Here is a 1108-nt window from a genome sequence, read left to right as displayed (position 1 = left end):
GAGCGGGGCGGGGGGGCGCCTGCCGCTCAACACCCACGGCGGCCAGCTCGGTGAGGCGTACATCCACGGGATGAACGGCATCGCCGAGGGGGTGCGTCAGGTTCGCGGCACCTCCGTCAATCAGGTTCCCGACGTGGAGAACGTGCTGGTCACCGCAGGCACCGGGGTGCCGACGTCGGGACTGGTGCTGACGCGGGGCTGAGGGCGGTGACGCCGGCCCGGACCCGGAGGGATCCGGCGGGACATCACGGCCGGGAATCGAGCGGGACGGTATAAGTAGGACATGAATTCCGTCTCACACTCAGGCCGCGGCGACGCGGGCCGCGACGCCGACTGGGACGGCCCGGCACCGTCCATGGCGCCGGCGGACCTGCTGCACGACCCGCCGGTCACCCAGCGCGGGGCGCGCCGCCGTGCCGAGCTGATCGCAGCGGCGCGGGTCGTCTTCGAACGGTCCGGGTTCCTCGACAGCAAGCTCACCGACATCACGCGTGAGGCCAAGTGCTCGACGGGATCCTTCTACACCTACTTCAACAACAAGGAGGAGGCGTTCGCAGCCGTCCTCCAGGAGGCCCAGGAGGACATGTTGCACCCGGGGATGGGCCGGGTCGCCGGGACCGACGATCCGTACGCGGTGCTCGAGGCCAGCAACCGGGCGTACCTCGAGGCGTACCGTCGTAACGCCCGTCTCATGGTGCTGCTCGAGCAGGTCGCCAGCATCGATCCGCGGTTCCGCGAGCTGCGGCGCCGGCGCGGTGAGACCTTCATCCGCCGTAATGCGCGCAGCATCGCGGACCTGCAGAAGCGGGGCATCGCCGATCCGGAGATCGATCCGATGCTCGCCTCGCGTGCCCTGTCGGGCATGGTCAGCCGCCTCGCCTACTCGACGCTCGCACTGGGCGACGGCGACGGCGTGGATTTCGATGTGCTGGTGTCCACTCTGACGCGGCTGTGGGCGAACGCCCTGCGGATTCCGGAGCGAGCCGCCGCAACCACTTGAACTTGAAGTCTGATTCAACTAAACAGGGGGGACCATCCCGCGACGAGAGGAAAGCCCCGTGCACGTCGAAGACAAGGTTGCCGTTGTCACCGGAGCCGGGAACGGAAT

The 1108-nt window shown here is 68.7% G+C and carries 2 protein-coding genes; both read left to right on the top strand.

Annotation, left to right across the window (positions count from 1 at the left end; translation table 11 throughout):
* Positions 1-202 (top strand): thiolase C-terminal domain-containing protein (locus tag OEY_RS28485; protein WP_010594542.1); only part of this gene is annotated, 202 nt, incomplete at its 5' end.
* An 81-nt stretch (positions 203-283) separates the two neighbouring features.
* On the top strand, positions 284-1000 hold the full coding sequence (locus tag OEY_RS0114300; RefSeq protein ID WP_010594541.1) for a TetR/AcrR family transcriptional regulator: 717 nt from the start codon (positions 284-286) through the stop codon (positions 998-1000).
* The last annotated feature ends 108 nt before the right edge of the window (positions 1001-1108 follow it).

This window comes from Rhodococcus sp. P14, assembly GCF_000256505.1.
Taxonomy (GTDB): Bacteria; Actinomycetota; Actinomycetes; order Mycobacteriales; family Mycobacteriaceae; genus Rhodococcus; species Rhodococcus ruber.
Note: the sequence above shows the minus strand (reverse complement) of the source record. Positions and strands in the feature narration are given on the sequence as shown.